General features: G+C 37.0%; 20 protein-coding genes and 9 tRNA genes. 22 read left to right on the top strand and 7 right to left on the bottom strand.

The window, feature by feature from the left end; translation table 11 throughout:
• Nucleotides 1-85 precede the first annotated feature (85 nt).
• The 13 genes from dnaA to A6B43_RS02820 all read left to right on the top strand — a co-directional run bounded on the left by dnaA (nucleotide 86) and on the right by A6B43_RS02820 (nucleotide 12,842).
• Nucleotides 86-1,447: a chromosomal replication initiator protein DnaA gene (gene dnaA / locus A6B43_RS02880; RefSeq protein ID WP_176672522.1), complete on the top strand. Its 1,362-nt coding sequence runs from the start codon at nucleotides 86-88 to the stop codon at nucleotides 1,445-1,447.
• Nucleotides 1,448-1,465: 18 nt separating this feature from the next.
• Nucleotides 1,466-2,569 (top strand): DNA polymerase III subunit beta, encoded by a 1,104-nt coding sequence (gene dnaN, locus A6B43_RS02875; protein ID WP_124211491.1) that lies wholly within the window; start codon nucleotides 1,466-1,468, stop codon nucleotides 2,567-2,569.
• A gap of 20 nt (nucleotides 2,570-2,589) precedes the next feature.
• Nucleotides 2,590-3,678, top strand: coding sequence for a DNA replication/repair protein RecF (gene recF / locus A6B43_RS02870; RefSeq protein ID WP_124211490.1), 1,089 nt, complete (start codon nucleotides 2,590-2,592; stop codon nucleotides 3,676-3,678).
• A gap of 111 nt (nucleotides 3,679-3,789) precedes the next feature.
• Nucleotides 3,790-5,049 (top strand): peptidase T, encoded by a 1,260-nt coding sequence (pepT, locus tag A6B43_RS02865; RefSeq protein WP_124211489.1) that lies wholly within the window; start codon nucleotides 3,790-3,792, stop codon nucleotides 5,047-5,049.
• Between the two features lie 115 nt (nucleotides 5,050-5,164).
• Entirely contained in the window at nucleotides 5,165-8,623 is a 3,459-nt protein-coding gene (gene mfd, locus A6B43_RS02860) for a transcription-repair coupling factor (protein ID WP_124211488.1), read from the top strand.
• 154 nt (nucleotides 8,624-8,777) lie between these two features.
• A tRNA-Gly gene (locus tag A6B43_RS02855) sits at nucleotides 8,778-8,853 on the top strand.
• A gap of 30 nt (nucleotides 8,854-8,883) precedes the next feature.
• Nucleotides 8,884-8,970: transfer RNA gene (locus A6B43_RS02850), tRNA-Leu, on the top strand.
• A 23-nt stretch (nucleotides 8,971-8,993) separates the two neighbouring features.
• Nucleotides 8,994-9,069 (top strand) — tRNA-Gly (locus tag A6B43_RS02845).
• A gap of 30 nt (nucleotides 9,070-9,099) precedes the next feature.
• Nucleotides 9,100-9,186, top strand: a tRNA-Leu gene (locus tag A6B43_RS02840).
• A 135-nt stretch (nucleotides 9,187-9,321) separates the two neighbouring features.
• Nucleotides 9,322-10,947 (top strand): thiamine/thiamine pyrophosphate ABC transporter permease ThiP, encoded by a 1,626-nt coding sequence (gene thiP / locus A6B43_RS02835; RefSeq protein ID WP_257792860.1) that lies wholly within the window; start codon nucleotides 9,322-9,324, stop codon nucleotides 10,945-10,947.
• Nucleotides 10,944-11,594 carry a thiamine ABC transporter ATP-binding protein gene (thiQ, locus tag A6B43_RS02830; RefSeq protein ID WP_124211486.1) on the top strand — a complete coding sequence of 217 codons (651 nt, stop codon included), beginning with the start codon at nucleotides 10,944-10,946 and terminating at the stop codon, nucleotides 11,592-11,594. Before thiP ends, thiQ begins: the two co-directional genes overlap by 4 nt.
• Before the next feature lie 85 nt (nucleotides 11,595-11,679).
• A complete protein-coding gene (gene ftsN, locus A6B43_RS02825; RefSeq protein ID WP_124211485.1) occupies nucleotides 11,680-12,516 on the top strand; it encodes a cell division protein FtsN in 837 nt (278 codons plus the stop codon).
• An 8-nt stretch (nucleotides 12,517-12,524) separates the two neighbouring features.
• On the top strand, nucleotides 12,525-12,842 hold the full coding sequence (locus tag A6B43_RS02820; RefSeq protein ID WP_124211484.1) for a DUF2322 family protein: 318 nt from the start codon (nucleotides 12,525-12,527) through the stop codon (nucleotides 12,840-12,842).
• Between the two features lie 236 nt (nucleotides 12,843-13,078).
• Here A6B43_RS02820 and aphA read toward each other — a convergent pair whose 3' ends face one another.
• Nucleotides 13,079-13,798 carry an acid phosphatase AphA gene (gene aphA, locus A6B43_RS02815; RefSeq protein ID WP_124211483.1) on the bottom strand — a complete coding sequence of 240 codons (720 nt, stop codon included), beginning with the start codon at nucleotides 13,796-13,798 and terminating at the stop codon, nucleotides 13,079-13,081.
• A 173-nt stretch (nucleotides 13,799-13,971) separates the two neighbouring features.
• Between aphA and A6B43_RS02810 the strand changes: the two genes are divergently transcribed.
• Nucleotides 13,972-15,303, top strand: coding sequence for an anaerobic C4-dicarboxylate transporter (locus A6B43_RS02810; protein WP_124211482.1), 1,332 nt, complete (start codon nucleotides 13,972-13,974; stop codon nucleotides 15,301-15,303).
• Between the two features lie 86 nt (nucleotides 15,304-15,389).
• The gene (gene rraA, locus A6B43_RS02805) at nucleotides 15,390-15,884 is read left to right on the top strand and encodes a ribonuclease E activity regulator RraA (RefSeq protein ID WP_124211481.1); all 495 of its coding nucleotides are present in this window, start codon (nucleotides 15,390-15,392) and stop codon (nucleotides 15,882-15,884) included.
• A gap of 49 nt (nucleotides 15,885-15,933) precedes the next feature.
• Here rraA and A6B43_RS02800 read toward each other — a convergent pair whose 3' ends face one another.
• Nucleotides 15,934-16,647, bottom strand: coding sequence for a tRNA1(Val) (adenine(37)-N6)-methyltransferase (locus A6B43_RS02800; protein WP_124211480.1), 714 nt, complete (start codon nucleotides 16,645-16,647; stop codon nucleotides 15,934-15,936).
• 1 nt (nucleotide 16,648) lies between these two features.
• Complete coding sequence (gene coaA, locus A6B43_RS02795; RefSeq protein WP_124211479.1) at nucleotides 16,649-17,599, bottom strand: type I pantothenate kinase; 951 nt, start codon at nucleotides 17,597-17,599, stop codon at nucleotides 16,649-16,651.
• A 253-nt stretch (nucleotides 17,600-17,852) separates the two neighbouring features.
• Between coaA and A6B43_RS02790 the strand changes: the two genes are divergently transcribed.
• The 7 genes from A6B43_RS02790 to A6B43_RS02760 all read left to right on the top strand — a co-directional run bounded on the left by A6B43_RS02790 (nucleotide 17,853) and on the right by A6B43_RS02760 (nucleotide 23,109).
• A tRNA-Thr gene (locus A6B43_RS02790) sits at nucleotides 17,853-17,928 on the top strand.
• A 33-nt stretch (nucleotides 17,929-17,961) separates the two neighbouring features.
• Nucleotides 17,962-18,046: transfer RNA gene (locus tag A6B43_RS02785), tRNA-Tyr, on the top strand.
• A 40-nt stretch (nucleotides 18,047-18,086) separates the two neighbouring features.
• A tRNA-Gly gene (locus tag A6B43_RS02780) sits at nucleotides 18,087-18,161 on the top strand.
• A gap of 2 nt (nucleotides 18,162-18,163) precedes the next feature.
• Nucleotides 18,164-18,239 (top strand) — tRNA-Thr (locus A6B43_RS02775).
• Between the two features lie 111 nt (nucleotides 18,240-18,350).
• Nucleotides 18,351-19,535, top strand: a complete 1,185-nt coding sequence (gene tuf / locus A6B43_RS02770) for an elongation factor Tu (protein ID WP_176672521.1) — start codon at nucleotides 18,351-18,353, stop codon at nucleotides 19,533-19,535.
• Nucleotides 19,536-19,870: 335 nt separating this feature from the next.
• Complete coding sequence (locus tag A6B43_RS02765; RefSeq protein ID WP_170152445.1) at nucleotides 19,871-21,547, top strand: transferrin-binding protein-like solute binding protein; 1,677 nt, start codon at nucleotides 19,871-19,873, stop codon at nucleotides 21,545-21,547.
• A gap of 77 nt (nucleotides 21,548-21,624) precedes the next feature.
• Entirely contained in the window at nucleotides 21,625-23,109 is a 1,485-nt protein-coding gene (locus A6B43_RS02760) for a surface lipoprotein assembly modifier (protein ID WP_124211770.1), read from the top strand.
• Nucleotides 23,110-23,667: 558 nt separating this feature from the next.
• Here A6B43_RS02760 and A6B43_RS02755 read toward each other — a convergent pair.
• The 4 genes from A6B43_RS02755 to hslR all read right to left on the bottom strand — a co-directional run bounded on the left by A6B43_RS02755 (nucleotide 23,668) and on the right by hslR (nucleotide 25,964).
• Nucleotides 23,668-23,744: transfer RNA gene (locus A6B43_RS02755), tRNA-Asp, on the bottom strand.
• Between the two features lie 100 nt (nucleotides 23,745-23,844).
• On the bottom strand, nucleotides 23,845-24,615 hold the full coding sequence (dnaQ, locus tag A6B43_RS02750) for a DNA polymerase III subunit epsilon (protein WP_124211769.1): 771 nt from the start codon (nucleotides 24,613-24,615) through the stop codon (nucleotides 23,845-23,847).
• A 69-nt stretch (nucleotides 24,616-24,684) separates the two neighbouring features.
• A complete protein-coding gene (gene hslO / locus A6B43_RS02745; protein ID WP_124211768.1) occupies nucleotides 24,685-25,548 on the bottom strand; it encodes an Hsp33 family molecular chaperone HslO in 864 nt (287 codons plus the stop codon).
• Entirely contained in the window at nucleotides 25,545-25,964 is a 420-nt protein-coding gene (hslR, locus tag A6B43_RS02740) for a ribosome-associated heat shock protein Hsp15 (RefSeq protein ID WP_124211767.1), read from the bottom strand. The genes hslO and hslR overlap by 4 nt, the downstream gene beginning before the upstream one ends.
• Nucleotides 25,965-26,119 lie beyond the last annotated feature (155 nt).

The following is a 26,119-nucleotide window of genomic DNA, read 5'->3' as shown; positions in this document are numbered from 1 at the left end:
TTGAAAGATCCCACTTTTCATCATAAAAAATTTGCAAGATCTCTTTGCGATTTTCAGGTATTATAACCAATCTTTTTTACCTGTTTTGGAGTATATAGTGTCTTCCCTTTGGTCTGATTGCTTAAACCATTTACATACAAAAGTTTCGCCTACGGATTACAGCACTTGGCTGCGTCCGTTGCAGGCAAGTTTTGCTAATGGGAAATTAGTGCTGTATGCTCAAAATAAATTTGTAGCCGATTGGGTACAAGATAAATTTATTGGTGAAATTACTGAGCTAGCCCGTTTTTTAGCAAAAGATGATAATTTGGCTGTTGTGATCCAAGTTGGTACTCGCCCTGCTGAAGAGGTTGCTCCTCGTCCACAAAAAGTGCAGGAACAAGCGGTTCAATCTGAAACAAATAATGTTAAATCGGGGCTAATTAGTAGCTTAACTTTTGATAATTTTGTGCAGGGAAACTCTAACCAGCTCGCAAAAGCAGTGGCAATGCAAGTGGCGGCAAACCCAGGCGAGAGTCATTGTAACCCGTTTTCACTTTATGGTGGAACAGGCTTGGGTAAAACGCACTTGTTACATGCCATTGGTAATGAAATTCTAAAAAAGAATCCTAATGCAAAGGTTGTTTATATTCATTCAGAACGCTTTGTGCAAGATATGGTTAAGGCGATCCAAAACAGTACGCCACAAAATAGTGTGATTGAAAAATTCAAGAAATTTTACCGCTCTCTTGATGTGTTAATGATTGATGATATTCAATTCTTTGCCAAGAAAGAGGTAACACAAGAGGAGTTTTTCCACACATTTAATTCCTTATTTGAACGCAGTAAACAGATTATTGTTACTTCTGATGTGTTTCCGAAGAATATTGAAAAATTTGAAGATCGTATTCGTTCACGCTTAAGTTGGGGGGTCAATGCAAAAATTGAACCGCCTGAATTGGAGACACGTGTTGCTATTTTAATGAAAAAAGCAGAAGAACGAGGTGTAAAGCTAAGTGAAGAAGTCGCTTTTTTCTTAGCACAAAAATTAAGAACCAATGTGCGTGAATTGGAAGGAGCGTTAAATCGTGCGGTGGCGTGGAGTAATTTCACCCATCGCCCAATTACCGTAGATGCGGTACGAGAAGCGTTGAAAGATCTGATAGCATCTTATGATCATTTAATTACGATCGAAAATATCCAAAAAACAGTTGCAGAATATTACAATATTAAAATTGCAGATCTTAAGTCGAAAAGCCGTACTCGTTCTGTTGCACGTCCTCGCCAAATAGCGATGACCTTATCAAAACAGCTAACCAATCATAGCTTGCCAGAAATTGGGCGTGAATTTGGCGGAAAAGATCACACAACGGTAATGCACGCTTGCAAAACCATTATTAAGCTATGCGAAACAGATAGCAATATTCAAGAAGATTATACTAATTTAACTCATAAACTCTCGTCCTAAGGATTATAAGGAGTAGTTATGCAATTTACTATTACCCGCGAGCAATTACTCAAACCACTGCAACAAGTTTGTGGTGTATTAGGTAGCAGACCATCAATTCCTGTTATCAACAATATTTTATTAGAAATTAAAGAAAACCGCCTTTTTATGACAGGGACAGATCTAGAAGTAGAACTGACTACTCAAGCAGAGCTGTTAGAAGCGGTCGTTTCCACAGGAAAAGTAACCATTCCGGCTAAAAAATTCCTCGATATTTGTCGTACATTACCCGATGATAGTGTAATTTCAGTGCAGTTTGATAATGATCGAGCTTTAATTCGTGCTGATCGGAGCAAATTTAATTTAGCGACATTACCTGCTTCAGATTACCCTAATTTAATGGATTGGAAAGCCGAAGTTGATTTTACAATCGATCAAGCAACGCTTGCAAAGCTGATTGAATCGACCCAATTCTCAATGGCAAACCAAGATGCTCGTTATTTTTTAAATGGAATGAAATTTGAAACGGAAGGTAATTTATTACGTACTATTGCAACTGATGGACACCGTCTAGCCGTATGTACAATGGCATTAGATCAAGAATTACTTGCTCATTCTGTGATTGTGCCACGTAAAGCGGTATTAGAATTAGTGCGTTTAATTGGGCATAACAGCGAGCCTGTTCGTTTAGAATTAAGTACCAATAATTTGCGGATATCAATGAATGGGATTGTGTTTACCTCTAAATTGATTGATGGGCGTTTCCCTGATTACCGCCGAGTGTTCCCACGTAATCCAGATCGTATTCTAGAAGCCGATGCAGAAGTATTAAAACGGGCATTGGTTCGTGCTTCTATTTTATCGAATGAGCGTTTCCGTGGTGTTCGTCTCGCCTTAAGCCATAATTTATTGAAATTGACTGCTAATAACCCAGAACAGGAAGAAGCAGAAGAGATCATTGATGTCTCTTATGAAAATACCGATATGGAAATTGGTTTTAATATTAGCTATTTATTAGATGTGATTAACACATTGAAATGTCAACGTGTGCGTTTAAATTTAGTTGATGCAAGTTCAAGCTGTTTAATTGAAGATGTAGATAACAGCACCGCTGAATACGTTATTATGCCAATGCGTTTATAATCAAAAAACTCACCGCTTGTATGTCGCTTTCTCGTGTTGTCATTAACCATTTTCGTAATTTAGCTGCCGTGGATCTTAATTTGAGCCACGGCTTTAACTTTTTAGTGGGCGAAAATGGTAGTGGCAAAACCAGTTTATTGGAAGCAATTTTTTATCTTGGACACGGCAGATCATTCAAAAGCCATATCAGTAACCGCATTATCCATTATGATCAAGATCATTTCACATTATTTGGAAAAGTAGAAGAAGCCAAACACGAATGGTCGGTTGGTTTGCAAAAAAGCCGTCAAGGGGAAACGACCTTAAAAATTAACGGGGAAGATGGCAAAAAAATTTCTGATCTTGCCCATCTTTTGCCGATGCAAGTAATTACGCCAGAAGGCTTAACACTATTAAATGGTGGTCCGAGCTACCGCAGAGCGTTTTTAGACTGGGGATTATTTCACCAACATAGTGAGTTTTACAGCCATTGGGCGAATCTCAAGCGGTTACTTAAACAGCGAAATTCTGCATTATTGCAGGTGAGATCTTATGCAGAATTGCGTGCGTGGGATATTGAGTTAGTTCGTTTAGCAGAAATTGTCAGCCAAATGCGAGCAAACTATGCAGAAGCTCTGCGTACTGAAATTGAACAAACGTGCCAATTTTTCCTACCTGAACTTGAGATCAATGTTAGCTTTCATCAAGGGTGGGACAAAGAGAGCGATTACGCTGATATTTTAGCTAATGGTTTTGAGCGAGATAAAAATATTGGTTACACAATGATTGGACCACAAAAAGCTGATTTTCGTTTTCGAGCCAATGGGCTACCTGTTGAAGATGTGCTTTCTCGTGGGCAATTAAAGTTGTTGATGTGTGCGTTACGCCTTGCGCAGGGTGAGCATTTAACTGCTCAAAAACAACGCCAATGCCTATTTTTAATTGATGATTTTGCTTCAGAGCTTGATCCAACTAAACGTGAATTACTTGCACATCGCTTACGTCAAAGTGGATCGCAAGTATTTGTTACAGCGATTACTCAAGATCAGCTACAACAAATGCAGTGGCAAGAACAGAGTAATGATCTGCGTTTTTCTGTTAAGCAAGGTCAGATTATATCTTTTGAGTAAAATATAGAAAATTGCAAAAAATAGGTTAAAAATGACCGCTTGATCGTACACAATACAGATTTTTATTTGATGTTATGCTACCTTTTAGGAAACTTGATAAAGGAGACCATAATGAAAGTAGCATCAAGCCAACCATTACTTGAGCGTTTATTACGCTATACGAAAATTCATACAACCTCAGATCCAAAAAGCCAGAGTGTGCCGAGCTCACCACAGCAGTGGGATTTACTTCATTTATTGCGTGATGAAATGCAAGCAATGGGGCTAACAGAAATTAGCTTGGATCAAAATGGTTATCTATTTGCTACTTTACCTGCAACTACAACAAAGAAAATTCCTGTTCTTGGGTTACTTGCCCACGTTGATACTTCCCCTGATTTCAACGGTTGTAATGTAAACCCGCAAATTATAGAACAATATGATGGAAGTGATATTCTCCTGCAAGGTAGTGGTGATTGGCTATCCGCAACGCAGTTTCCAGCGCTTCTCGGGCTGAAAAATCATACTTTAATTACTACCGATGGTACGTCGCTTTTAGGTGCAGATGATAAATCTGGAATAGCCATTATTTTATCTGCCGTAGAGTATTTACTTGCTCACCCTGAAATTCCACACGGTAAAATTCGCATTGGTTTTACAGTAGATGAAGAAATTGGGCGTGGAGCAGATCACTTTGATGTAACTGCTTTTGGTGCAGACGTGGCTTACACTTTAGACGGTGGTCCACTCGGTGAATTGCAGTATGAAAATTTTAATGCTGATTATGCAACGGTTACCTTTTATGGACGGAGTGTTCACCCTGGTACAGCAAAAGGAAAAATGATCAATGCGTTAGAACGAGCCTGTGAGTTTCAACAGCGTCTGCCAGCCCATCTTACACCTGCAATGAGTGAAAAACGTGAAGGTTTTATTATGTTGCACGCCATTGAAGGTAGCGTGGATCAGGCTGAATTACACTATATTTTACGCAGTTTTGATCGTCAGGAATTGGTTTCTTTTGGAGATTATCTAACTAATACAATGCAAGCAATGCAGCAACAATATGGTGAAGCGTGTGGAAAAGTCGATATTGTTGAACAGTATCGCAATATGTATGAAGTATTGCAATCTCATCGTTATTTAGTAGATATAGCTGAAAAAGTAATGAAAAATCAAGGTATTCAGCCGATTCTTGAGCCAATTCGTGGTGGAACAGATGGATCACGTCTTTCATTTATGGGATTACCTTGTCCGAATTTATTTACGGGCGGAGAAAATTTCCATGGGCGTTTTGAATTTATTTCCCTTGATGTGATGCAACAAGCGGTTAATGTTATCATTGGGATTGCACAAGCTTTTGCTGATTACCCATTTGAAGCTGAAGAAATATAGCTAGATTTCATATACCATAAAACAAGCGGTAAGTTTAGTGTGATTTTTTGCAACTGAAGCCTAGAGCGAGTAAACTAGCTCAATGCAAAATTTCATTTAAATTTAACCGCTTGTTATGTCTTTTACACTTCAATTTACCTTGCCACAATCAGACGGCAAATATCAAGATCACCAAACACTTGGCTCACTGGTTGGGCATTCTGATACTTTAGCGATTGCTCAAGCAAGTGAACAGTTTAACGGTTTAAGTGTGGTTGTTACGCCAGATACTCGTACTGCATTACGCCTTGAAAAGAGCCTACCGCAATTTTGTGATATGCCAATTCAGATTTTCCCTGATTGGGAGACGTTACCCTACGATAACTTCTCCCCCCATCAGGATATTATTTCTGCACGATTATCTGCACTTTTTCAGTTACAACAGAGTAGAAAACAGATTTTTCTATTGCCAATTAGTACCTTACTGCAAAAACTTTGTCCGCCTAGCTATTTAGCAAATAATGTTTTACTGATTAAAAAAGGCGATCGCTTTTCGATCGAAAAATTACGCTTACAGCTAGAAAATGCAGGTTATCGAGCGGTTGAGCAAGTTTTAGAGTATGGTGAGTATGCTGTGAGAGGAGCATTGCTTGATCTTTATCCAATGGGGAGTGAACTACCGTATCGGCTAGATTTTTTTGATGATGAAATTGATACAATCCGCACTTTTGATGTAGATAGTCAGCGAACGATTGAGGCTATTGACGAAATTAATTTGTTGCCCGCTCACGAATTCCCAACAGATAATCAAGGCATTGAATTTTTCCGAGGGCAGTTTCGGGAACAATTTGGTGAGATCCGCCGTGAGCCAGAACATATTTATCAGCAAGTTAGCAAAGGCATTTTGAATGCAGGGATAGAGTACTGGCAACCACTATTTTTTGAAAAAATGGCAAGTTTTTTCGACTATTTACCTAAATCAACCCTTTTTATCACTCTTGGGGATTTAGCATTTAAGGCGGAACAATTTGAGAAAGATACAGCACAACGTTTTGAAAGCCGTCGAGTTGATCCAATGCGTCCGCTGTTACCGCCCGATAGATTGTGGTTTAAATTTGATGAAATCAGCCGAGAGCTAAAAAATTACCCACGATTAAGTTTAACGTCAGATAAAGTACGAAAGTCAGCCAATAAACAGAATGCAAACGTGCTACCTTTGCCAGATATTGCGATCAATTCCCAGTTGAAAGAACCTTTTCAAGCCTTCCAACAATTTCATCAAACATTTAATGGCAACATTTTATTTTCAGTAGAAACGGAAGGCAGACGAGAAACACTCCTCGAGATCCTTGCTCCATTAGGAATAAAACCAACACAAATTCGCCATATTAGTCAAATAGAACAACGCTATTCTTTGATGATCGGGCAACTTGACCAGGGCTTTATTATTACTGAGACAAGCGGTCAAATCTTAGCTATTATTTGCGAAACGGATCTGCTTGGTGAAAAAATTCAACAGAGCCGTAGCCGTGATAAACGTAAAGCGGTAAACCCTGATACATTGATCCGCAATCTAGCAGAGCTAAAAATTGGGCAAGCCGTTGTCCATTTAGAAAATGGTGTTGGACGCTATGGTGGCTTGGTTACTCTTGATACGGGCGGTATTGTTGCTGAATATTTAGTCTTACATTATGCTAACGACGCTAAACTTTATGTACCGATTTCTTCGTTACATCTAATTAGCCGTTATATTGGCGGAAGTGATGAAAATGCTCCTTTGCACAAATTAGGATCGGAAGCGTGGGTAAAAACTCGTCAGAAAGCGGCAGAAAAAATTCGTGATGTAGCGGCAGAATTACTTGATGTGTATGCAAAACGAGAATCGCAGAAAGGCTTTGCATTTGAATATGACAGAGAGGCATTTCAACAGTTTAGTGCTACATTCCCTTATGAAGAAACCGAGGATCAGAAAATAGCGATCAATGCGGTAATCAGTGATATGTGCTTACCAAAAGCGATGGATCGGCTTGTTTGTGGTGATGTTGGATTTGGGAAAACGGAAGTGGCAATTCGTGCAGCATTTTTAGCCATAATGAATCAAAAACAGGTGGCAATTTTAGCACCAACGACTTTATTAGCCCAGCAACACTATGAAAATTTCAAAGACCGATTTGCAAATTTACCTGTTTATGTTGAGGTCCTTTCCCGTTTTAAAACAGCAAAAGAGCAGAAAGATATTCTAACAAGAGCGGAAGAGGGAAAAGTTGATATTCTAGTTGGAACGCATAAATTACTGCAAGATGATGTGAAATTTAGCGATCTTGGGTTATTAGTGATTGATGAAGAACACCGTTTTGGTGTGCGTCAAAAAGAGCGTATTAAGCAGTTGCGTGCGAATGTCGATATTTTAACTCTCACAGCAACGCCGATTCCAAGAACCCTCAATATGGCATTAAATGGAATGCGAGATTTGTCGATTATTGCGAGTCCACCTGCTCGCCGTTTATCGACCAAAACTTTTGTTCGACAAAACGATGATGTTGTTATTCGAGAAGCGATTTTGCGTGAAATTTTGCGTGGCGGACAAGTGTATTACCTACATAATGATGTCGCTACAATTGAAATGTGTGCAGAAAAATTAGCGGAACTCGTGCCAGAGGCTCGCATTGTGATCGGACATGGACAAATGCGAGAGCGTGACTTAGAACGAGTAATGTCAGATTTTTATCACCAACGTTTTAATTTATTAGTGTGTACGACCATTATTGAAACAGGTATTGATGTGCCAACCGCTAATACGATTATTATTGAACGTGCAGATAAATTTGGTTTAGCACAGCTACATCAGTTGCGTGGGCGTGTTGGGCGTTCACACCATCAAGCCTATGCTTATATGCTTATTCCAAATCCAAAAACATTGACGAAAGATGCTAAACAGCGGCTAGAGGCAATGAGTACAATTGATAATTTAGGCGCAGGTTTTGTGCTGGCAACCCACGATTTAGAAATTCGAGGTGCTGGCGAATTATTAGGCAGTGAGCAGAGTGGTCAGATTGAAAGTATCGGGTTTTCACTGTATATGGATCTTCTTGAAAATGCGGTTAAAGCATTGCAAGAAGGACGAGAACCAACGTTAGAAGAGATCACCCAACAGCAAGTCGAAATTGAATTGAGAATTCCAGCCTTATTGCCAGAAAGCTATGTTCCCGATGTAAATATACGTCTTTCTTTTTATAAACGTATTGCGAGTACGGAAAATGATGAGGCGTTGAATGTGTTAAAAGTGGAATTGATTGACCGCTTTGGGGAATTACCTGATGCGGCTAGAAATTTATTCCAAATCAATAAGTTACGTTATATTGCGAAAGATTTAGGGTTAAAAAAAGTAGAAGCGGGTATAAACGGTGGTTATCTTGAATTTAAACCAAATGCAACGCCTGATCCGCTTAAATTTTTGCAACTTATTCAAAAGGATAAAAATAGCTTTAAATTTGATGGTCCATTGAAATTTAAATTTATGCAACGGTTTGAAGATTCCGCAGAGCGGTTACAATTTGTTACTCAGCTACTGGATCAATTATCAAAAGATCATTAAACAAGCGGTTAGTTAAGACAAAAATTTTGCAAATTTTCAACAATAAGCGTGAATTTTCGGCTAATAGAAAATTTTTTGAAATTTCTGTTTGACAGCTAAATTTAATTCGTTAGAATACGCCACATCAAAACGCTACTAATTTGTAGCGTTTTTAGCGGGAATAGCTCAGTTGGTAGAGCACGACCTTGCCAAGGTCGGGGTCGCGAGTTCGAGCCTCGTTTCCCGCTCCAATTTTTAAATGAAAATTTAAAAAGCGTCTTGCCCGAGTGGCGGAATCGGTAGACGCAAGGGATTTAAAATCCCTCGCCTTTCGGGGCGTGCCAGTTCAAGTCTGGCCTCGGGCACCATTTTTATATAGTACCATCTCAATGCGGGAATAGCTCAGTTGGTAGAGCACGACCTTGCCAAGGTCGGGGTCGCGAGTTCGAGCCTCGTTTCCCGCTCCAATTTTTAAATGAAAATTTAAAAAGCGTCTTGCCCGAGTGGCGGAATCGGTAGACGCAAGGGATTTAAAATCCCTCGCCTTTCGGGGCGTGCCAGTTCAAGTCTGGCCTCGGGCACCATTTTAAAATTTATTTTACTAAAGACTTTTTGTTTTTATTTAATATTTAAGTTTGAACACCTACATTATTTCCTTTCTATTCTATTTTTCCTTCTCTTATTTCTATTCATAATTCAAGGTTTAACTTTATGGGTAAATAGAGTACAGTATTCTTTTTTCAGCTTTTACAACTTTAATGTTACGTAGATTTACTCAATTTTCTGCTTGGTCTGTTTATATTGCCGTGCTGGCACTTTATCTGTTTAGCCTATATTCGTTATTTGAATATCGGGCAGAAAGTTCTATCTGGTCTTTTGCTGATGTATATCCCATTCTGAAATATAGCCTGTTGCAAGCGGGTCTTTCTGCTATTTTTTCAATGTTATTAGGCGTTTTACTTGCTCGTAGTTTTTTCTATTTGAAATTTTTGGGGAAATCTTTTCTCTATAAAATCATTACTTTTGTATGGGCGTTGCCTGCATTAGTAGTGATTTTTGCTGTTATTGGTGTATGGGGAAATTCAGGTTGGTTAGTGCAACTATGGCAATATTGGGGTTGGGAATGGCCGTTTCAGCTTTATGGTTTGCAAGGGATTTTGATTGCTCATTTATTGTTGAATATTCCGTTAGTTGCTAAATATTGTTTAGAGGGGTTAAGTCTTATTCCGAGCAGTCAGCATCAGCTAGCCGCACAACTAGGGCTAAAAGGTTGGAGTTATTTTCGGATTGTAGAATGGCCAATATTAAAGAACATCATTCCCTATGCGTTCATTACGGTTTTTCTGCTCTGTTTTACCAGTTTTCCTATCGTGTTAATGCTTGGTGGTGGACCTAAATATAGCACACTGGAAGTGGCTATTTATCAAGCGGTTACATTTGAATTTGATTTTGCAAAAGCAGTTATGCTGATTATTATTCAAATTATTATCGGTATTGGTTTGCAATTTGTAATGGATCTTACGACCCGTTTGGGGTTTCAAAAACTGAAAAATAATTTAATGCCGATTGATACTATTTGGACAGCTAAACTTTCTGGCTGGCAGAAGTGGCGTATGCAAGCGGTAATTTGGGGAATAAGTTTTGTTATTGTTCTGCCATTAGTTAATGTCGTTTGGCGTGGGCTAACTGTGGAGAAGTTGGGGCAGAGGTTAGCCAATCCTCTATTATGGGAGTCAGTGTTATTTTCGTTGTTGTTGAGCTTGATTGCATCTTTCACTGTCATCGTTGTGGCATATCTTATTGCTCTTGAAACTCGCCAGCTGGCTTATCATCATCGAAAAGTCGCTCAAAGTATTTTGAGTAGTGTGAGCTTTTATCCTTTAGTGATGCCTATTTTTATGTTGGCTGTGGGGCTATTTTTATTGTTGATTGATATTGAATTGACACAATGGCATAAATTGATATTAGTGGGTATCTGTAATGGCTTGATTTTATTACCTTATATTTATCGGCTGATATTTGGTGCAATGTGGGACGTACTTATTACACAGGATAAATTGGCTCGAAGTCTTGGGCTAACAGGGATTCGCCGTTGGTGGATTGTGGAAAAAACATATTTGATCCGACCGCTTGCTAATGCATTTGCATTAGCTATGTCGTCAAGTTTAGGAAGTTTTGCGGTGATTGCATTTTTTGGCAGCCCTGATTTTAGCACTTTACCTTATCTACTTTATCAGCAATTAGGCAGCTATCGAATGGACGATGCAGCAGTAACCGCATTAGTATTGATGTGTTTTGCTTTTTTTCCTTTTCTACTGATTCAGAATAAAGAGGTTCAGTCGTGATTTATTTAAATGTAATTTTTCATTACCGTGAGTTTACAATGGATTTTCAGCTGAATGTGAAACAAGGAGAACGAGTTGCAATTATTGGTGAAAGTGGTGCAGGAAAAAGTACGTTATTAAATTTAATTGCTGGTTTTGATCAGGCTGATTCAGGCGAAATTTGCTTGAATGGCCAAAATTATTTTAATAGTGAACCCGCAAAACGCCCAGTTTCAATGCTTTTTCAAGATAACAATTTATTTCCACATTTAACCGTAAAGCAAAATATTGGGTTGGCCCTCGTATCGAGTTTGCGATTTAATGCAGATCAGTCTGAAAAGATTATGCAAATAGCCACTGAAATGGGAATTGATGATTTATTAGAACGGAGAGCAGATCAACTTTCTGGCGGACAAAAACAACGTGTCGCATTAGCTCGTACTTTACTACGAGATAAGCCGATTTTATTACTTGATGAACCATTTTCAGCCTTAGATCCGAACCGACGTAATGAGTTACAAAAAGCGGTTGCTAAACTCTGCCAAGTAAGAAATTTGACGTTGATTATGGTTACCCATCAGTTTAATGAAGTAAAGGGCTTGTTTGATTATGCCTTAAGGGTTGATCGAGGTAGAATTGTAGAGAGAATTAACTTAATTGAATTCTAAGTTTATTTATCACCATTCCTAGTCAAATGTCCTTTTTTTTAGTAGTATTCGTTGAAAATATTATCTGTTAGACATAGAGGTTATTGTGCCAAATCGTGATTACGCTGCTCGCTCTAAATCCCAAAAAAGTGGAAATAAACTGCTCATTTTGATGATTATTGTTTTATTGTTATTGCTAAGTGGAGTGGCTTTATGGTTCTTATCAAGTAAAGAACAACCACAAAAAAATATTGAAGTTAAGGCAGTTGTGGAACATAAGAATGAATTGCCGAGTAAACCAGAAGAAATTTATAGCTATATTCGTGATTTAGAAACCAGAGAAGTGCCAATTGATAAGAATTCAAAATTAGCTCAATTAACGAAAGAACAAGAGAAACAAATTCTGCAAAAGCAGCAGGAGGAAAAATTGAAGTTAGAACTGCAAGCACAACAAGCACAAGCAGTCTCGCCAATTTCAACTCAAGACACCGTTTCAGTTTCTAAAGCAAATACAGAAAGTAATGCAACTATGATTGTGTCTAAGCGTTCAGAGCTTACACCAGAGCAACAGGCGGAAAAAGTTGCAAAAGAGAAAAAAGCGTTAGAAGAGCGTAAGCAAGCTGACTTGAAAAAACAAGAGTTAGCGAAGAAAGCGGAAAAAGAAAAACAGAAAGCTCAAACCAAAATTGTAGCGGTCGCAAAACCTGCGTCGGAAGCACCAAAATCTATGGGTAAATATGGATTACAGTGCGGAGCATTTAAAAATAAAGCTCAGGCCGAAAATATGCAGGCACGTCTTGCAATGGCGGGCTACAACGCTCGTATTAATTCCAGTGCAGACTGGAATAGGGTTATTGTTGGACCGATTGGTGATCGAGCAGCAGCTTCTGCTGCTCAATCTAATGCTCGCAGTGTAGCAGAGTGTTTAATTGTAGGTATGTAAGGATAGATATGCAGTTTAAAGATTATTTAGCCAGTTTCCCTGATATTTCATCTTTGGCAGGAATAGATGTATTAGATGAAAAAGGTGAAGTTATTCATCATATCCCTGCGATCGAAGGTAAGCTAGGTTCATTGAAGTTATATAATGCGTTATTGGAACAGTTTGATCATCAGCTTAATGAAGAAGCTGCCCAACAAGGGTTAATATGGTTTGCAGAACATGTTGATGATGCTAAACAAAATGCAGGTAAACACCCTAATATTGATTTATTGTTTAAGGTATTAGAACATCATTATCAATGGCAGCTAAAAGCACTTCATAAATAATGATTAGTTGACCAAAAGAGAACAAGCCACTGGAATTCAGTGGCTTTTCTTTTGTTTATTAGAGGTATAGCAAGCGGTTCTTTATTACTATTTTTTGCATTCATTGATTTATTTAGTGTAATGATATGAGATATAAAAGAGAAACTAAATGTATGCAAGCAACAAGTTGGAATAGCTATTTTGCTAATGAAAATAATAAGAGAGGGCGTGAAACTACGCCCTCAGGATAAAAAATATTAGTAGCTTGAGTTGATTAACACTTCTTCGCCATATCCACCCGCTTGTGGGAATGGAGTGTAAGTAGAGTTCGTTGCACGTAATAAACGAATACCACGAATCCCTGCTTCTTTTGCCGCTAAAATATCATCATCACTATCGCCATAATGTAATTTCACGTTATTTTTCAAAATGCCTGCAGCTTTGTTATATTTAGTTTTTAACACATCTTGACCATGACCACCCATAAAGTTTACAGGGTGCATATTTTTAATGCCAAATGTTTTAGCTAATAGTGGGGTTACTTGATCGTCTTTTCCTGCGGTACGCCCAGTAATGAAGAAAATTTGATCGCCTCGTTCTTGGTGCATATTGATTAAATCACGAGCAGCCTGTTTTGGAATAGAGTATTTATCGCAACCAGCGTTAATTTCATCCCAAAATTCTTGATTTTTAAGGTAGCTAAAATCATTTGGAGAATATTTTTGTTGACCATAATAGAAACAGCCACTACTTGCAAGTACAGTATCATCAATATCAAAACTAACATTCATTGGTGGTTGATTTTTTAAGCTCTCTTTGATTTGTGCAACAGAAACCCAGTGGATTGGTGCTTGCTGTTCTTCTACTGCACGGGTGTTAAAGCCTGCTTGGGTATAAGGCTCTTTTGGAGATGCTTGAGCAGAAAATGCAACGAGTGTTGCCAGTAATGTCAATGCTGTTTTAGTGATTAATTTCATAAAGACTCCTTTAGTCGTGATTGAAACTATTGAAAAAACTGTATTTTATACTGAATTAGTCGTTAATTTGTAGAGAAAATGTGAGTTTTTTGATTTATTTAAAATACATCTATCGAAAAGTAATGTTACAAAGCGTAAAATAATGTCAATTTATTATTGGGTGTGAGGTTATTATGCTTTATTTTGAGTTTGTTCTATTACTTGCTTTTCTTTATGTTGGAAGCCGTTATGGCGGTATTGGGCTTGGTGTTGTCTCAGGTATTGGGCTATTGGTTGAGGTATTTGTGTTACGAATGCCCCCAACTTCCCCACCGATCAGTGTAATGCTAATTATTATTGCTGTAGTAACTTGTGCCTCGGTACTTGAGGCTGCAGGTGGTTTGAAATTTATGTTGCAAATTGCTGAGCGTATTTTACGTAGAAATCCAACAAGTGTTACTTTTTTAGGGCCATTAGTAACCTATGTAATGACGTTGATGCTCGGAACAGGGCACGCAGTTTATTCAATAATGCCAATTATTGGTGATATTGCATTGAAAAATGGTATTCGCCCTGAGCGTCCAATGGCAGCAGCTTCTATTGCATCGCAACTAGGTATTACAGGAAGTCCAATTTCTGCTGCAGTAGTCTATTATTTAGGGCAGATTGTTGAGTTGCAAGGCTTTGAGCATATCTCTTTATTAAGTATTGTGTTAGTGACTATTCCTGCGACATTTATCGGGGTTGTTGCATTATCACTGTGTAGCTTAAAACGAGGAAAAGAGCTACAAGATGATCCTGAATATCAACGCCGTTTACAAGATCCAATGTGGAAAGAACGTATTGCGACCACAACTGCTACATCATTAAATGAGCAACTTCCTACTTCAGCAAAACGTGCAGTATTGCTATTTTTACTTGCGTTGGGCGTGATTGTTGCGATTGCATTATTACCTGAAATTCGCACGATTGGTGATGCTAAAAAACCAATTGCGATGAGTGCAGTGATCCAAATGGTAATGCTAGCTTTTGGCGGGATTATTTTACTTGCAACAAAAACCGATGTGCAGAAAATTCCAAATGGGGTGGTTTTCAAATCGGGTATGGTTGCAGCGATTGCAATTTTTGGTATTGCTTGGATGAGTGATACCTATTTTACCTATGCAATGCCTTCATTTAAAAATGGTATTACAGAAATGGTGCATACTTATCCGTGGACATTTGCTTTCGCTTTATTTGCAGTCTCTGTCGTTATTAACAGCCAAGCAGCAACAGCCAAAATGTTATTGCCTGTGGGGATTGCAATGGGCTTGCCAGTACCATTATTGATTGGTTTATTGCCTGCAACTTATGGCTATTTTTTCATTCCAAATTACCCATCAGATATTGCAACTGTCAATTTTGATGTAACGGGTACAACAAAAATTGGAAAATATTATTTTAATCATAGCTTTATGATGCCGGGTTTAGTGGGAGTGATAACAGCCTGCTGTGTAGGTGTATTCTTAGCTAATATCTTAATTTAGAGCTAGTCCCCCCTGATGGGGTAGTGTGACAAAATTAGTGTAAAGGGTTATACTGATTATCTAAATGAATAAGACTAGGGGCAATTATGCGTATTGATACTTCTGAACTTTGTGATCTGTATTCCGATCAAGTTGATGTGGTTGAGCCAATTTTTTCAAGTTTTGGCGGGCGTTCAACCTTTTTTGGTAAAATTACCACAGTAAAATGTTTTGAAAGCAACGGATTGATTGCAGAAGTGCTAGAAGAAGAGGGGCAAGGACGAGTATTATTAATTGATGGCGGTGGTGCTGTTCGCCGAGCATTGATTGATGCAGAATTGGCCCAGCTTGCACTGGATAACGGATGGGAAGGCATTATTATCAATGGTGCAGTACGTCAGCTTGATGTGCTTGAGACGTTGGATATCGGTATTCAAGCACTTGCCCCGATTCCCGTAGGAGCTGATGATACGATGATTGGAGAGGTTGATACTCCTGTTAATTTTGGTGGAGTGAGTTTTCTGCCTGAAGATTATGTGTATGCAGATTTAACAGGAATTATTCTTTCGCCTGAGTTACTTGAAATTGAAAATATAAACTAGAAAGAACAGTTAATTAGGGGTAATTGTTAGGATTACCCCTTATTTTTTGCTAAAAATTGAGATAAAAATCTTGAGTTAGCCTTTTAAATTCTGAAGTATATTGGTTATTTTCTTGGTAAATTGTTACTGTTTTTTCAATATAGGATAATTTTGTAGGGCTAAAGGTAATAATTGCTCGTTTCGGTAATTTACTGATTTTAGTATAGACTAGCCATTTCTCAATACAATATAGCCCGAGAGATTGCGCTTGTTCAATGAGTTTTTCTGCTATATCAAGCGGTAAGATAAAGCAGATTTTTCCCTTCGTTGTGATCCAATTTGCAGCTTGTTTTAACCACGCAAAATTACTTTGTATTGCTTGGCGGGCAAGATTTCTCTGTGGGTTATTGCTATTTAGGCTTTGCTCAAAATAGGGCGGATTAGAGACAATTAAATCAAACTTTATTGCAAAATTTAGTTGGAAAATATCCGCTTGTTGAATAGTAATTTGTTTTCCAAAAGGACTATTTATTGCATTTCTTTTTGCTTGTTGAAAGGCATCTTCATCTAGTTCTACGGCAATAATATTGGCATTACAAGCGGTTCGTTGAGCTAACATTATTGCAATTAAACCAGATCCCGTTCCTAGATCGAGTATATTTTGTGCTTGCGAAATATTAGCTAACGCTCCGAGTAAAATACCATCAGTATTTACTTTCATTGCACAGCAATCGTGGGCAATAAAAAATTGCTTAAATTGAAAACCTATAGAATTTTTTGCCATTTTATTTTCGTAATTTGACTGTTTGAACAGCGTGATCTTCACCTTTAACTAAAATTAAATTTGCTCTCTCTCGGCTAGGTAAAATATTATTACGTAAATTTAGCCCATTGATCTCATTCCAAATTTTTGTGGCTATGCTAATTGCTTCTTGTTCGGATAATTTAGAGTAGTGATGGAAATAAGAGTTTGGATCAGAAAATGCACTGCGACGAAATTTCAGAAAGCGGTTGATATACCATTTTAATAAGAGCTCTTCATCAGCATCAACATATACTGAAAAATCGACAAAATCAGATACAAATATATTATGTGGATTACTTGGATAATGAATTCCTGCTTGTAACACGTTTAGCCCTTCTAAAATTACAATATCGGGCTGATCAATTTCATTAAATTTATCAGGAACGATATCGTAGGTTAAATGCGAATAGATAGGGGCTTTTATTTTACGTTTTCCAGCTTTAATATCCGAAATAAATTGAATTAATCGATGTGTATCATAAGATTCAGGAAAGCCTTTACGCTTAAGTAAGTTTTTTTCTTCCAAGATAGAAAGGGGGTATAAAAAACCATCGGTAGTTACTAAGGACACTTTACGTTCTGTGGGCCAGCTGGCAAGCAGTGCCTGTAAAATCCGTGCAGAAGTGCTTTTCCCAACAGAAACACTGCCTGCAATGCTAATAATGTAAGGGACTTTTGGAGAGGCTAAATCCAGAAATTTATGTAAAACTTGCTGACGTTGAATATTTTCATCAATGTAATAATTGATTAAGCGGACAAGAGGAAGATAAATTGTACGAATTTCATCAAGAGAAAGATCTTCATTAAAACCTAAGAGAGGCTTTAAGTCTTTTTCTGTTAGGGTAAGTGGAACAGATTTGCGTAATTCTGCCCATTGCTGGCGTTCAAAAGTTAAAAAGGGTGTGATTTTTGTGTTTTCGCATAAAAGCATTATGAATTTCTCAAAATTTGCACAGATTATAGAACTTAAGTTCTCCTAAGTTCCTATTTAAGGTGTGAAATATACAATAGAAATAGTGAAATCAGACAGACTATCCAAGAAAAATCATAGAAAATATCTAAAAAATAATCATCTTGATTGTTTTGACATCAAAAGAACGTTTTTTTTAAATTTTTTTGAAAAAAGTACTTGCAAGGTTTTTTGAAAACCCTATAATGCGCATCACTTGCTTACGACGCGCAACGCCGACTTAGCTCAGTAGGTAGAGCAACTGACTTGTAATCAGTAGGTCACCAGTTCGATTCCGGTAGTCGGCACCATTACTGCAAAGTAATCAAGTACTCAATTAATGTGGAGGGGTTCCCGAGCGGCCAAAGGGGGCAGACTGTAAATCTGTTGGCTCAGCCTTCGAAGGTTCGAATCCTTCTCCCTCCACCACTTCTTAATTGAGTCCTATGGGACAGACGAATTTAGAACAGCGGGCATCGTATAATGGCTATTACCTTAGCCTTCCAAGCTAAAGATGCGGGTTCGATTCCCGCTGCCCGCTCCAGCGCTGATATAGCTCAGTTGGTAGAGCGCACCCTTGGTAAGGGTGAGGTCGGCGGTTCAAATCCGCCTATCAGCACCATAAATTCTAGTTTCATCTCTTCCTTAGTTAAATAAATATTGTATTAATTTCTACATTTGGTTAATGTGGTAACGTACCATCGTAACCGTGTTTGTTTAGAGGGACTTTATAATGTCTAAAGAAAAATTTGAACGTACAAAACCGCACGTAAACGTGGGTACAATTGGCCACGTTGACCACGGTAAAACAACTTTAACCGCAGCAATTACTAGCGTATTAGCAAAACACTATGGTGGTGCAGCACGTGCATTTGACCAAATCGATAATGCGCCAGAAGAAAAAGCACGTGGTATTACTATCAATACTTCACACGTTGAATATGATACACCAACCCGTCACTATGCACACGTTGACTGCCCAGGACACGCGGACTATGTAAAAAATATGATTACAGGTGCGGCACAAATGGATGGTGCAATCTTAGTAGTTGCAGCAACTGATGGTCCAATGCCACAAACTCGTGAACACATCTTATTAGGTCGCCAAGTAGGTGTTCCTTACATCATCGTATTCTTAAACAAATGCGATATGGTAGATGATGAAGAGTTATTAGAATTAGTTGAAATGGAAGTTCGTGAACTTCTTTCACAATATGACTTCCCAGGTGATGATACGCCAATCGTACGTGGTTCAGCATTACAAGCATTAAATGGCGTAGCTGAATGGGAAGAAAAAATCTTAGAATTAGCAAGCCACTTAGATTCATATATTCCAGAGCCAGAGCGTGCAATCGACAAACCATTCCTATTACCAATTGAAGATGTATTCTCAATTTCAGGTCGTGGTACAGTAGTAACAGGTCGTGTTGAGCGTGGTATTATCCGTACAGGTGAAGAGGTTGAAATCGTTGGTATCAAAGATACAACGAAAACAACGGTAACAGGCGTTGAAATGTTCCGTAAATTACTTGACGAAGGTCGTGCAGGTGAGAACGTAGGTGCATTATTACGTGGTACAAAACGTGAAGAAATCGAACGTGGCCAAGTATTAGCGAAACCAGGTTCAATCACACCACATACTGATTTTGAATCAGAAGTGTATGTATTATCAAAAGAAGAAGGTGGTCGTCATACTCCATTCTTCAAAGGTTACCGTCCACAGTTCTACTTCCGTACAACAGACGTGACAGGTACGATTGAATTACCAGAAGGTGTTGAGATGGTAATGCCAGGCGACAACATCAAAATGGTAGTAAGCTTAATTCACCCAATCGCAATGGACGAAGGTTTACGTTTTGCGATTCGTGAGGGTGGCCGTACAGTAGGTGCAGGCGTAGTAGCGAAAATCATCAAATAATTAAATTAGATTATTGATAATTTACTAATAATTAAAAAGGCGTATCGAAAGATACGCCTTTTGTTTTTTCAAAGAGAAATTAATTTAGTATATTTAAGTAAATCTAAAAACTAAGTATGATACTACAATTTGAATTAGTATATTTTTTGTAACCTTGATTTATATTTAATCAAATTATTTTGAGATTTGTTGATTTAAATGAGAAATTTTGGTATAAATTACACAAGAAAGGCTTATGAGCCTTTTGTATACAAAAGGGGAATTTTCATTATAATGAAAATTCAAAAATTTAGAGTGTCTTTACTCAACTAACTCTTATATAAGGTTATGATTTTATGAACAAAAACACGTTTGTTAAATTTAGTTTAACGTTAGTATCAGCTGCTGTATTAGCAGCTTGTTCTTCAAGCGGTGGTGGTGATGATAATGCTGCTAAAGCTAAGCAACAAGAAATTGCTCAAAAGGCAGAAGTGGCTAAAAAAGCAGCAGAAAAAGCAGCAGCAGAAAAAGCAGCAGCAGCAGAAAAAGCAGCAGCAGAAAAAGCAGCAGCAGAAAAAGCAGCAGAAGAAAAAGTAAAATCAACTTTAGAAGTTGGTCATAAATTTGTACAAAAGAATCAATCTAATATGAACGTAGGTAAGGGGACTGAAGTTAACAATGATGCTTCTACATCAATCACCTCTATGCGTATTGATTTAGATCCAAGTTTAGATACTATCGTAGTAGCTATTCCATTAGATAAAAATGGTAATGCAGATCCTAAAGGGAAACAGGCATATTTAGAAGATTTTGATTTCCGTAAATCTGCCGAAGGTGCAGTTGCATCTAATAAGACAGGCTTTACTGTTCTTGAGCATATATATGTAGGTAAAAATACTAAAAATGGTGCTGTGCGTGACGTTGAAGTTCAACATTTAACGAAAACTCAAACTAAAGGTCAGGATAAGGGTGCAGCATTTGTATACGAGCAAGGTCGTTTAAATTATACTGATTATGAAGGTGATAATGTAGTTGATCCTAAATATAAACGTACTCAAGCAGTATTAAAATCAGCAGATGTTGATGGACGTGCTAATTATACTCAAGTGCAAGATGGAAGAGGTTCTGTAGCAGAAGTTTATGGTTATAGAACATTTGCTTTAGGTAATTCAGAAATTGATGGTGAAAAACAACCTGTAGTTGATGCTAAACTTAATAATGCGCCATTTACTCGTTTAGTGAATGAAAAAACTCAAAGCTATGCAGATGGACAATTAAAACATGTACAATATGGTCGTGTAACATCTGCTTTACATGCTGCTGATGAACGTAATTTTAAAGATGGTAAATATTTAGGCGATTTTGGTACTAAAGTTGCTGGTTTTGGTAAATATGGTTCTAAAGGTACTGAAAACCACTATTTCTATCGTGGTATTGATGATACTAAATATAGCGCAACTTTAGCTGCTGATTTGACTAAACATTACTATGGTGATAAAGCGAGCAGCGGTAGCTTACAATATCAAGGTCATGCTGTAACTTATGGTATTGATCATAAATTTAATGCTACAGATGGTATTCCAAATGCTATCGGTTACAAACAAGAGTTAGTATCTGGTACTCATGTGTTTGCTAATGTTGATTTAGCAACTAAATCTGTAACAGGTAATTTATATGATGTATGGCGTCATGGAAACCGTACAGATAAAGGATTCAAAACGGAGAAAGTTGAGCTTGCTAACTTTGATGGTAAATTAGAGAATAATGGTAGCATCGCTGGTAAATCTACTCGTAAAGCAGATGGCGATAAGGGTACATTTAATGCTAACTTATTTGGTGCTAAAGCTGAGGAGTTAGGTGGTGCAATTAGAAGTGAGAAAGGTGAGAAACATTGGGGGGCAGTGTTTGGAGCAGAGGTACAAAATGCTGCATATCAAGCACCTGCTAATAAACCAGTAGCTAAGCCAACTCCAGTTCCAGCTTGGGGTGAAAGTACAGACCAAAAAGATACTAATAGCCCAATTAAAAAATAATGGTTTATTTTATCTTTAAATAATTAATAGCAGTCCACTTCGGTGGACTGCTTTTTATGATTTAATAAGGAAGGTTTATGAAGACGTCAGTATTGTTATCTTTTGCATTATCTGCTCTTACAATTAATTTAGCTTATGCTAATAATATTATTAATAAAGATCCACGCCAAACAGATATAGATGCATCATCGTCTATTGATAAAGATTTACAGTCTGATTTATTAAGAAAACAAAAGTTATCAACATCCAATAGTGCTATTAATAATGATGTTGCTAGGCTTACAGGGAAAGAATTGGTTGAAAATCCAGCTATATTAGAAAACTTATTTTTAGAGGCATTAATTACGCCTAATAATAAAATCTTACCTATTTATATAAAATTATATAAATTAACACCAGATCCAGATTTATCGCTTATTGAATGGGCAGATGCTATTTTATTAAGAGATCAAAATTTGAATGATTCAGTTACTGCTTACCGTAAATTGCAATCTAATTTTCCTGAGAATGATTTTATTCGTTTCCAATTAGCTGAAACGTTATTTTATAATCAAGAATATAATGCATCTAAAACACAGTTTGAAAAATTAAGAGCTTCTAAAAATGTTTCTTCGGAAGATATTACAGTATTCGATAATTATTTACAGGCTATTAATAGTAAAGAGGACTGGAATTTTTCTTTTGGTACTTCATTTTTGAATGACAAAAATTTGTCGAATGCTGCTAAACAAGGAACTAAAGTTATTTTGCCTAATGGCAATATTATTTCTTATTCTTCTCCACAGCAAAAAGGACAGGGGATTTCTGCTTGGCTTGGTGCAAATAAGCAGTGGAGTTTAAGTGGTGGGAAATATTTAGCTTTTGATTCTAATGTGGCAAGTAAATATTATTGGGATAATAAATCTTATAATGAAATTAATGGACATATTGGGCTAGGATTAGGATATTCAGATGCGCGTTTAAATATATCATTTATTCCTTATATTGATAGACGTTGGTATGCAGGCGGTATTAACTCTGGAAAAGCATTAAAACGTTATTCAAGTACTTATGGGTCTGCTTTATCTTTCTCTTATTGGTTGAATCAAAGTATAAAGTATAGTTTTTTATATGATTATGGTTATGAAAAATATGATAGAAACGCATATAGTAGTCAATATGATGGCTCAATCCATACTTTAATTAATTCATTAACTTATATTCATAGTGCTACTCAGTATTGGTCTTTATCTTTAGATGCGAATAAAAAATTAGCCAAAGATAAATCAAATGCTTATGATAGATTAGGTTCTCGTCTTACTTGGGGACAGGAATGGCCTTTAGGTTTATCAACATCTTTAACATTTGGTATTGGTAAACGTAATTATAAAGATATTACATTTTTTGGACCTAAACAAAAAAATACAGAATATTCAACTTCTTTATCGTTATGGCATAAAAAAATTCATTTTTTAGGATTTACTCCAAGAATTACGTTTAATTATACTAAAACAGACAGTAATATTCCTATTTATTCTTATGATAAAAAACAGATCTTTTTTAATGTAGGAAAATCTTTCTAATCATATATAGAATATTTAATTTTAGAAATTTAATCTGGCTATTTCCTTATTTAAAATTTGTGTGTAAGTCAGATTAATTTTTAATTCTTTTCTGTTCAAATTTACTTATTCTTAAGCAATTTATTTATTAAATTTTACAAAATATTTCGTCTTAACAAATTATATAAAGATAATAGTATACGAGAATTAGTTTGAGTTAGTCTAAATTTTTTAGATTATTAAATAAGATTCTCAGATACTATTTATCTGATATGTCTATATTTAATATAAATCTTATTTTTATCATAATATTTTATACTTCTTTTAAGTTTATAAGTAATATTAGTAAACTAATAAAGGAATATTTTTAGGTTTTTGATGCTATATATTAAGGAATGAAGTAAGATTTTTACTATAAATTTATAAGGATAGTTAGGTATCTATTTATGAAAATAGATGTGCATAACTAAAATATTATTTAGCTAAAATTATGATTTAGTTGAAATGAATAGAGTATGTTCTTATATGGAAAAGTAAAAAAAACCTTTGAATAATCAAAGGCTTTTTTATCAAATTGATTGGCGGAATGGACGGGACTCGAACCCGCGACCCCCTGCGTGACAGGCAGGTATTCTAACCAGCTGAACTACCACTCCGCTGTGAACGAGACGTATAATAATAATTTCGTTTTTATTCGTCAAATGGTTTTTAGGTTTTTTTATGCGACTGCTTTTTTTATCTACAAGTCGTTGTTTTTTAGCTCACTGTTTGAGTAATACTTTGCTGACGGAGCATCCATAAACAGTTCCCTTTTGATTTTTTATCTAATAAAGAGAGGTATTCTAAATGAGCTTTGGATTCATCATCATCAGCCTGAAGTACAATAAGTTTATTGGTATCAATATCAAGTGAGATATCAATAATCTCTTCACTTACTACTTTTTTTTCTGGTTCTTCATCAACGAGTAGAGCAATTTGCCCCCCTGTCATTAGTAAGAATACATCTGCAAGAATTTCCGCATCAAGTAATGCGCCGTGTAATACTCGTTTGCTATTATCAATGCCTAAACGGTCACAAAGTGCATCTAAATTATTGCGTTTGCCGGGATACATTCGGCGGGCAAGTTGTAAGCTATCGGTGACCGTACACATTTCAGCTATTTTAGGTGGTGGTGTGGGTAATGTGGAACATTCTTGATCGATAAAGCCCACATCGAAGGGAGCATTATGTATAATGAGTTCTGCACCATCAATAAACGCTAGAAATTCAGGGGCGATTTCCGCAAAGGTAGGTTTATCGGCAAGCATTTCATTCGTAATACCGTGAACTTTTATCGCATCTTCATCAACGGTTCTTGGCGGTTTGATATAGACGTGATAAGTTTTGCCAGTTAAACGGCGATTAATGACTTCCACCGCCCCGATTTCAATAATATTGTGTCCAAGATGGGGAGCTCCACCGTTAAAATTCATTCCCGTTGTTTCTGTATCAAGCACGACTTGGCGTAATATTGGTTGTTCACTCATTTGAATGTCCTGTAATATTTCATTTCTGGAAGTATAGAATTTTAATGATCATCAATAAAGCACAAGCGGTTATGCTGCTTTTAATTCTTCAATAGCTTTTTTGTCAAAAAAGTATTGTGTTCCACAACATTCACATTGCATATCAATAACGCCATTTTTTTCTGCTAGCATTTCTGCGATTTCTTCATCAGGTAATAGCATAATAGCAGCACCAGAACGTTCACGAGAGCAACCACATTTGAATTCAGTATTTTGAGGTGGGTAGATCTCGACTGTTTCTTCGTGGAATAGGCGATAGAGTAATTCTTCTGCGGTAAGTCCAAAAAGTTCTTCATTTTTGATGGTGCTAGCCAAGGTTGTTAAATGTTCGAAATCATCAGGTGTGCCTGTACCATCGGGCATAATTTGCAATAGTGTGCCACCAGCAACGGGTTTTCCTTCAAATTCACCTATATGAATGGTTAAGCTTGTTGCAAGTTGTTCAGAGCGAGCAAAATAGTCTTCTAAGCATTCACTAATCGTTGGTTTATCTAAACTGATAACGCCTTGATAGCGTTCTCCTTGTGTTGGAATAATTGATATAACTAATACGCCATTACCTACCATTTCGTGTAAGCTCATTGTGTTGTTAATATCACCATCAACACGGGCAAGAGCACGAAATTGTTGTTCATCATTACCATTAACTACGGCGAGTTTTAATGGTCCATCACCTTGAATTTGTACAGTAATTGTTCCTTCAAATTTAAGGGTGGCAGTAAGCAAACTTGTTGCAACTAGCATTTCACCCAATAAATTTTGTACTGCTTTTGGGTAATGGTGGCTATTTAGTGTTTCGTTAAAGGTTTCGTTTAAGCGAACCCATTCACCCCGTACCGCACGGTCTTGGAATAAAAAGCGGTAAAGTTTGTCATTGTCTTGAGTGTAATTCATAAAGTTTCCGAGTTAATATGTTTAAAATTTACGAGATCTCGCCGTTCTTTTTTAGTTGGGCGGCGGTCTGGGTGTGGCATTGATAACGAATTTGCTTTGCGTGCAAATGCAATTTTCTCTCGTGTCGCAATACTTATCTCTGTTTCTTGATAAAGCGCTTGTGCCTCAGTGGCACCACGACGTTGGCTACTAAGCGAAATAACTTCAACTTCTTTCTCATCACTGCCTTGACGTAATTTAATTAAGGCACCAATTTCAACCAGTTTACTTGTTTTTGCTCGTTGCCCATTATAATGAACTTTTCCTCCTTCGATCATTGCTTTGGCTAAACTGCGAGTTTTATAAAATCGAGCTGCCCAAAGCCATTTATCTAAGCGGACTTCATTTTCATTGTGATCAACATTATGTTGCTTCATTTTTATTTCCTTTTCCTTATATCGGAAAAACGATAGCCAGTAAGATATGGTAACTTTTGCATTTTTCAAGAGTAATGTTAGAAACAAGCGGTTAGATGGAAGAAAAAGTTTGCAAATTAAAGAATTCTGCTGTATTCTTCAACACTCAATTCCCA

Origin of the sequence: Vespertiliibacter pulmonis (genome assembly GCF_013377275.1) — a bacterium.
GTDB lineage: Bacteria > Pseudomonadota > Gammaproteobacteria > Enterobacterales > Pasteurellaceae > Vespertiliibacter > Vespertiliibacter pulmonis.
This window is presented reverse-complemented; position numbering and strand designations above follow the sequence as displayed.